Origin of the sequence: Flavobacterium cyanobacteriorum (genome assembly GCF_002251835.1) — a bacterium.
Lineage (GTDB): Bacteria > Bacteroidota > Bacteroidia > Flavobacteriales > Flavobacteriaceae > Flavobacterium > Flavobacterium cyanobacteriorum.
On the sequence record NZ_NOXV01000166.1, the window covers coordinates 1 to 6,939 of the forward strand.

The window sequence follows — 6,939 nt, forward strand, 5'->3', positions numbered from 1 at the left end:
CCGCCGCGAAAGCAGGCGGCGGGGAGGATGCCGCTCCCATCAGGGCTGGCGGCAAAAGGCGGTACATTCCGGGCGGCTGGCACGGAATGATTAGGGCAAAACAGGCTTTAGTACAGCATATAGCGCACACCGGTACATTTCATCCGTAAAAATCAACAACTCGGTTACTAAAATTCAGTCGCTTTGGATTATCTTTAGATATTTGTTCCGTTAAACAAAAACAAGATCATCATGGTACGATTAATTACTTTTCTTTTGCTTCTTACAGGCAGCATGCTGTCTGCACAGTCACAGTATGACCAGGGCATGCAGCGTGCCTTTAAATTCTGGTCCGAAGGCAGGAATGCTGAGGCTGCTTCTTTATTTGAAAGGATGGCTTCTGCCGAGAAAAACAACTGGCTGCCCAACTATTATGTAGCGCTTGTAAACACTACGCAGGCATTTGAAACAAAAGACAGGGAAAAGATAAATGCCCTACTTACAAAGGCACAGGCAGCACAGGATGCCGCGATAGCCATTGCTCCCAATGAACCCGAACTGCTGGTAATGCAGGCCATGATACATACTGCGTGGATTGCCTTTGACCCTATGACCAACGGAATGAAGCTTTCGCCCAGGATTAATGAGCTTTATGCAAAGGCTTTTGCTATAGCCCCTGACAACCCGAGGGTGGTTTTTTGCAAAGCTGAATTTGACATGGGAAGCGCCAAATTCTTCGGTAAAGATATAAAGCCGTTATGTGCGCAGGTGGAAAAATCAATACAGCTTTTTGAGGCGTATAAGCAGCCTTCTGCCTATTATCCTGCCTGGGGGCTTGACAGGGCAAAAGAAACGCTTGCTGAATGTAAAAAGTAACAGGCATGAGTGTTTTAAGGGAATTACTTCGCGCTTCGGGCTTAGGCATCATCCTATTTGTTGTGCTTTTTTTCCTCAGCCTTGCACAGGGCCGCACCCCACAGTGGGATAATGCCCTGCTGGTAAATTTCCTGTACGTAATGCTCTACACAGTTACGCTCCACATGGCCAATGCTGCGGTATTTATAGCCATGGACAGGCTCTTCGGCAAAAACCGCCTTTCTGCAAAGCGGCTGCTGGCTGGTTTTTTAAGTTCTTTTATAATTTCAGCTTTTATCGTTTTCCTGCTCCGGATATTTGAAGATGTAGTGGTTGAAGGGGAAAGTTTCAGTGCGTTCCTCGCTGAAGAAAAGGCCAGCAATTATTATGTTGCCCTTATTATTACGCTAATAATCACACTGGCGGTACACGCGCTTAACTTTTACAGGAAATACCAGGAAAACCGCGTAAAGGAGCAAAAACTGATAGCAGGTACGGCTTCGGCAAAATTTGAATCGCTGAAGAACCAGATAGACCCTCATTTCCTGTTCAACAGCCTTAATGTGCTCAGTTCACTTATTGAGGAAAACCCGGACAGTGCACAAAAGTTTACTACATCACTATCCAAAGTGTACCGCTATGTGCTTGAGCAAAAGGATAAAGAACTGGTTAGCGTGCAGGAGGAGCTGTCATTTGCCAAAACGTACATGAACCTGCTCAAGATGAGGTTTGAAAACAGCCTGTTTTTTGAAATGCCCCCGTCAGTTTCAAATCCGGAGGCATTAGTGGTGCCGCTCTCATTGCAGTTGCTGCTGGAAAATACCATAAAGCATAACGTAGCCAGCCAGCAGCGTCCCCTTCATATCCGGATATATGAGGAAGAAGGATGCCTTGTGGTACAGAATGATTACCGCAAAAAAGAAGTAATGCAGGACCGGCGGGGCGTAGGGCTGCAAAATATTGTAAGCCGCTATGCCATACTCACTAACCGGAAAGTTGTGGTAGAGCAGACAAATGATTATTTCAACGTAAAATTACCTTTACTAACAAAACAGGTTGAAACCATGGATGCTATAGATATTGATAAAGAAGAGGACAGCTACTACAAAGCACAGCGAAAGGTTGAGGAAATAAAAGACTTTTATGGCCACCTGTTTTCATACATAATTGTAAATGCGGGTTTAATGATACTCAACCTGGCCACATACCCCGAGTACCTCTGGTTTATATGGCCTGCGGCAGGCTGGGGCCTGGGTGTTGCCATACATGCCGTAAGCGTTTTCGGGCTCATACCTTTTATAGGGGCTGAATGGGAAGAGAAAAAAATCAGGGAGATACTTGAAAAAGAAAAAACAGCCAGGTGGCAATAAAATGTAATGATATGGAAAGTAATTACAGGCATGATCCCGGATATGAAAGGGCCAGGAAGAAAGTAAAAGCAATGCAGTCATTTTATTACAGCCTTGCGGCATACTGTATAGTGGTTCCTGTATTAATATATATTAATCTTGCTTTTTTTCAGGCTTTCCACTGGTTCTGGTTTTCAGCCATAGGCTGGGGCACAGGGCTACTAATACATGGTCTTTCCGCCTTCTGTAACATAGAATTTATGGGCAAAGAATGGCAGGAAAAAAAGGCAAGGCAGTTAATGGAAAAAGAAAAACAAAAACAACCGATTAAATAAAAGATATGGAATATTCAGTTGAAGAACAGCGCAGGCTGGAGCAGGCGCGAAAAAAAGTACAATCAATAATGGGTTTTTACAAGCACCTTATTGCCTATGTTATTGTTAACCTGTTCCTTCTGGCTTACAAAGCATTCAGTTTAGAGGCCGGGGAAACATTTTTTACCTTCAGCACGTTCAGTACAGCATTCTTTTGGGGTATTGGCCTTATGTTCCATGCTGTAGGCGTATTTGCCACAGGCATCTTTTTCGGCAGTAACTGGGAGGAGCGAAAAATAAGGGAATACATGGAGCGCGAAAAGGGCAGATCAGCTAAATGGGAATAAAATAATTTAACTCCGTAAACTAACTACAGCCAAAAGTAATGAATGTACTGATAATAGAAGATGAAAAGCCTGCGGCGCGCCTTTTGCAGCGCAGGCTTCGCAAACTTGGCCTGGAGGCCGATACCATGCTGCACTCTGTAGAGGAGGCTATATCATGGTTTACTGCCAATCCGCATCCTGACCTTATATTTCTTGATATACAGTTATCAGACGGGCTTTCTTTTGAAATTTTCGATACGGTACCTGTTAACAGCGCTATTATTTTCACTACGGCTTATGATGAATATGCGCTCCGCGCATTTAAACTGAACAGTATTGATTACCTGCTAAAACCTGTTGACGAAGACGACCTTGAGGCTGCGGTGCAGAAATACAGGAACAACAGGCCGCAGCCACAAAGCCTTTCCCTTGACTTTGAACAGATAAAGCGGATGCTGGTAAATCCTGCTGAAAAGGCTTATAAAAAGCGTTTTACCATAAAAATGGGGCAGCACCTGAAAATGGTGAATGTTGAAGATGCCGAATGTTTTTTCAGTGAAAACAAAGGGACCTATATCCATACAAAAGACAACCGAGACTACTTACTGGAATGTACCCTGGAGCAGCTGGAAAATGAGTTAGACCCTGCAAAGTTCTACAGGGTTAGCCGTAAGTTCATTGTAGCAATAGATGCCATAAAAGATATTGTTGTTTATACCAATTCGAGGCTAAAAGTAATACTGCCTACCTATAAAGACGATGAGGTTATAGTGAGCCGGGAGCGTGTTAATGATTTCAGGGAATGGCTCGGGTAGACAAGTGGCAGTATTAAGCTTTCAGTAGGCAGCATAATATAAAAAAACTGTTCGATAAGCAATAGTTACTTATAGAACAGTTTCAGAATGTGGTTAAAATTGCCTGAAGGAAAATAGTTATTGGAATAAAGACAATAATTCTTTTTTCGCTTTACCAAGTTTCTGTTCAAGCCGGCCCCACATTTCATCTTCTTTACCTTCTTCGTATGTTAAATCGTCGTCAGTAAGTTCAGCATATCGCTGTTTTAATTTTCCTTTAAATTCGTCCCAGCCTCCATGGATCTCTGTTGAATTTGGCATAACAGTTATTTTTGTGGTTCTTTAGTGAGATAAAGTTACCAACAAAAATATCAGGAAGCTAAGAGTTTAATATAACTTTAGCACTGCGCCTGCTTTCTAAAATCAGGTAAAACTGCACACCAAAAAGCAGTGCAGCCATAACAAGGTGTATAGTTTGCGACCCGAACGGGAAATTAAGGTAATACATGGCCACGCCCGATGCTATTTCAAAAACAAGCAGCCACAATACCCATGAAACTTTACTGTAACCCAGGCTAAGTTTTTTGTTGCGTAAGTATAGCCATGCATTGACTCCCACTACTACAAAAGAGAAAGTACGGTGAAAGTAGAAGTTGATGATAGGGTTGTCCATAACCTGATTCATATTTTCATGCCCCAGCATTTTTACACGTTCATCAACAAACTGGCGCACCTGTGTGCCTAATACAACCTGTATCAATGTTAATGCTATAGAAATTATAAGCAGGTTCCTGAACAGCTTATCGTATTTAAATACAACCAGTTGATGGGTAAGCTCCTTAGACCTGTCAAGGATATAGAGGATAAGCCCTACTATAACCAGCGCCATAACCATGTGCAGGGTTATCTTAACCGGGTTTAATACTGAGTACACCACAGTGGCGCCCAGCCATGCCTGGAAACCCATTAGGAATACACACAGCCATGACAGCAGTATAATATTTGTTTTTTTCCTCCAAAAACCAAAAGAGGCTAAAGCCATGGCAAATACGGCAACACCAGCCAGCGCGCCTATAAGCCGGTTTACGTATTCAACCCAGGTATGTACCGCGTTAAATTCAGCATAATCATGCCTGGTATAGGGTTCCCACTTTGAAGCATCATATTCAGCTCCGGTAATAAAGGTTTCTTTTGCCACCCATAGTTTCTCATCTTTTATGATGACCTGGCCTTTGCCGAACTGGCGGTTGGGCGACCACATGAGCTCTTTAATATCAGTAGGGGGAATGTAGTAACCAAAGCACTTAGGCCAGTCAGGGCAGCCCATGCCTGATCCAGTCATGCGTACCAGTGCACCTGCCACTATTACAAGATACACCAGTATTAATGCTGTTTTTGTGATAGAAGTAAATTTAATTTTCATTGCTGAAATGTGTTTTGTAACTTTTAAAACTTTTTACTTTGTTACTTTGTTACTTTGCCTCTCAATTACCAGCCCCATCTTCTCTGCTTTTGCCATCATGAATTTATAGGCCGAATCATAATCATTGTGTATTTCGCCCTCAAGTATGGCTTCTTTGATAGCTTCCTTAATAATTCCTATTTCGCGCGATGGCGGCAGGTTGAATAACTGCATTATCTCTTCACCGGATATTGGCGGCTGGAAATTACGGATATGGTCGCGCTCCTCAACCTCAACAATCTTTTGGCGTACAATTTTAAAGTTGTTGTGGTATTTTTTAAATTTCTGCAGATTTTTTGTGGTAATGTCGGCCTCACAAAGCGTCATAAGGCTCTCAATATCTTCACCGGCATCAAATAACAGCCTCCGCACGGCCGAATCAGTAACAATGTCCTGGGCCAGCACAATAGGCCGGGAGCTTAGCAATACCATTTTAGATACGAACTTCATTTTCTGGTTCAGCGGCATGTGCAGCCTTTCAAAAAGCTTCTTCACCATTTTACTGCCCACAAATTCGTGCCCGTGGAAAGTCCAGCCTATTTTTTTATGGAATTTTTTGGTAGGTGCTTTGCCTATATCGTGCAACAGTGCCGCCCAGCGCAGCCATACATCATCGGTGTGCCGGGCTATATTATCAACCACTTCAAGCGTATGGTAAAAATTATCTTTGTGGGTTTGGCCTTCTACTTCCTCAACTCCCTGCAAAGCGGTTAGCTCGGGCAAAATAAGCTGCAGCAGCCCGGTGGCATGCAGCAGCGTGAAGCCTACTGAAGGCACGGGGGACATTAAAATCTTGTTCAGCTCATCAACTATACGTTCGCCCGAAATAATTTTTATACGTTCTTTATTTCGCGCAATGGCGCTAAGCGATTCTTCTTCAATAGTAAAATTGAGCTGTGTGGCAAAACGTATGGCGCGCATCATCCTCAGCGGGTCATCACTGTACGTAATATCCGGGTTCAGTGGTGTGCGGATTATTTTGTTCCTTAAATCATCAACCCCGTTAAAGGGGTCAATAAGCGCACCAAAATCAGATTCATCAAGGGAAAGCGCCAGGGCATTAATGGTAAAATCCCTACGGTTCTGGTCATCTTCAAGGGTACCGTTTTCTACTTTAGGGTTTCGGCTGTTTTCGGAATAGGATTCCCTGCGCGCGCCCACAAACTCAATATCAGTATCTTCATAATGGAGCATAGCTGTGCCATAGTTCCTGAAAACCTGTACTTTAGGTTTTTTTGGCAGCATAGATGATACTTTTTCGGCAAGCGCTATGCCGCTGCCCACCGCAACAATATCAATATCTTTTTTAAAATCACGTCCGAGGAGGAAATCCCTTACGTAGCCACCTATTACATAACTTTTTACATCAAGTTCTGCCGCGGCCCGGGAGGTTATGCTGAATATTTTATTGTGTAATGCTTCTTTGTATGAAGTTTTATTTTCCATCAGGGTCGTATCACTTTCACCTGCAAATTGTTCCCTATCTTTATGATTGATGAGGGTTTTGCGGCAATCTTATCCTGGTGCAAATTTACAATATAGTCTACTCCATCCAAAATATGATGGTCTATTTCTTTGAAAGAACTTGGTGTAGGCATGCCGCTGATATTTGCCGAAGTAGATACAAGGGGTTTTTTCATCCGCTCCATAAGTTTGTAGCAAAAAGGCTCTTTTACCAGCCTTACCCCGAGTGTATTGTCCTGGCCTATCAGGTTTGGGGCAACATTCCTCGGATTGTCAAGTATAAGGGTGGTGGGTTTATCAGTAAGGTCAAGTATCTGCCAGGCCACTTCGGGTATTTCCTTAAATACATTATATGAAGTGGTTTAAACTTATTTGTTAAATAAAAAAGGGTTGACG

At 43.0% G+C, this 6,939-nt stretch carries 8 protein-coding genes and 1 pseudogene; 5 read left to right on the forward strand and 4 right to left on the reverse strand.

Features of this window, described 5'->3' with window-relative positions; translation table 11 throughout:
* Positions 1–231 precede the first annotated feature (231 nt).
* The 5 genes from CHU92_RS02835 to CHU92_RS02855 are packed head-to-tail and all read left to right on the forward strand — an operon-like array spanning position 232 to position 3,638.
* Complete coding sequence (locus CHU92_RS02835) at positions 232–855, forward strand: hypothetical protein (protein ID WP_094412400.1); 624 nt, start codon at positions 232–234, stop codon at positions 853–855.
* A 5-nt stretch (positions 856–860) separates the two neighbouring features.
* Complete coding sequence (locus tag CHU92_RS02840) at positions 861–2,204, forward strand: 2TM domain-containing protein (RefSeq protein ID WP_094412402.1); 1,344 nt, start codon at positions 861–863, stop codon at positions 2,202–2,204.
* 11 nt (positions 2,205–2,215) lie between these two features.
* Complete coding sequence (locus CHU92_RS02845; RefSeq protein ID WP_094412414.1) at positions 2,216–2,518, forward strand: 2TM domain-containing protein; 303 nt, start codon at positions 2,216–2,218, stop codon at positions 2,516–2,518.
* A 5-nt stretch (positions 2,519–2,523) separates the two neighbouring features.
* Complete coding sequence (locus tag CHU92_RS02850) at positions 2,524–2,844, forward strand: 2TM domain-containing protein (protein ID WP_094412404.1); 321 nt, start codon at positions 2,524–2,526, stop codon at positions 2,842–2,844.
* A 38-nt stretch (positions 2,845–2,882) separates the two neighbouring features.
* Positions 2,883–3,638, forward strand: a complete 756-nt coding sequence (locus CHU92_RS02855) for a LytR/AlgR family response regulator transcription factor (RefSeq protein ID WP_094412406.1) — start codon at positions 2,883–2,885, stop codon at positions 3,636–3,638.
* A gap of 117 nt (positions 3,639–3,755) precedes the next feature.
* Here the strand turns inward: CHU92_RS02855 and CHU92_RS02860 are convergent, their stop codons facing one another.
* From CHU92_RS02860 to CHU92_RS02875, 4 genes and pseudogenes are all read right to left on the reverse strand, one after another.
* On the reverse strand, positions 3,756–3,938 hold the full coding sequence (locus tag CHU92_RS02860) for a CsbD family protein (RefSeq protein WP_094412408.1): 183 nt from the start codon (positions 3,936–3,938) through the stop codon (positions 3,756–3,758).
* Between the two features lie 58 nt (positions 3,939–3,996).
* Positions 3,997–5,040, reverse strand: a complete 1,044-nt coding sequence (locus CHU92_RS02865; protein ID WP_094412410.1) for a COX15/CtaA family protein — start codon at positions 5,038–5,040, stop codon at positions 3,997–3,999.
* 33 nt (positions 5,041–5,073) lie between these two features.
* Complete coding sequence (locus CHU92_RS02870; RefSeq protein WP_094412412.1) at positions 5,074–6,525, reverse strand: CCA tRNA nucleotidyltransferase; 1,452 nt, start codon at positions 6,523–6,525, stop codon at positions 5,074–5,076.
* Positions 6,525–6,896, reverse strand: a pseudogene (locus CHU92_RS02875) (L-threonylcarbamoyladenylate synthase); the annotation flags it as partial. The gene CHU92_RS02870 and the pseudogene CHU92_RS02875, both read right to left, overlap by 1 nt.
* Positions 6,897–6,939 lie beyond the last annotated feature (43 nt).

Bases quoted from the DNA above. Each gene is read 5' to 3' on its own strand.
- CHU92_RS02835 (WP_094412400.1), top strand. From the start codon at position 232: ATGGTACGATTAATTACTTTTCTTTTGCTTCTTACAGGCAGCATGCTG.
- CHU92_RS02840 (WP_094412402.1), top strand. From the start codon at position 861: ATGAGTGTTTTAAGGGAATTACTTCGCGCTTCGGGCTTAGGCATCATC.
- CHU92_RS02845 (WP_094412414.1), top strand. From the start codon at position 2,216: ATGGAAAGTAATTACAGGCATGATCCCGGATATGAAAGGGCCAGGAAG.
- CHU92_RS02850 (WP_094412404.1), top strand. From the start codon at position 2,524: ATGGAATATTCAGTTGAAGAACAGCGCAGGCTGGAGCAGGCGCGAAAA.
- CHU92_RS02855 (WP_094412406.1), top strand. From the start codon at position 2,883: ATGAATGTACTGATAATAGAAGATGAAAAGCCTGCGGCGCGCCTTTTG.
- CHU92_RS02860 (WP_094412408.1), bottom strand. From the start codon at position 3,938: ATGCCAAATTCAACAGAGATCCATGGAGGCTGGGACGAATTTAAAGGA.
- CHU92_RS02865 (WP_094412410.1), bottom strand. From the start codon at position 5,040: ATGAAAATTAAATTTACTTCTATCACAAAAACAGCATTAATACTGGTG.
- CHU92_RS02870 (WP_094412412.1), bottom strand. From the start codon at position 6,525: ATGGAAAATAAAACTTCATACAAAGAAGCATTACACAATAAAATATTC.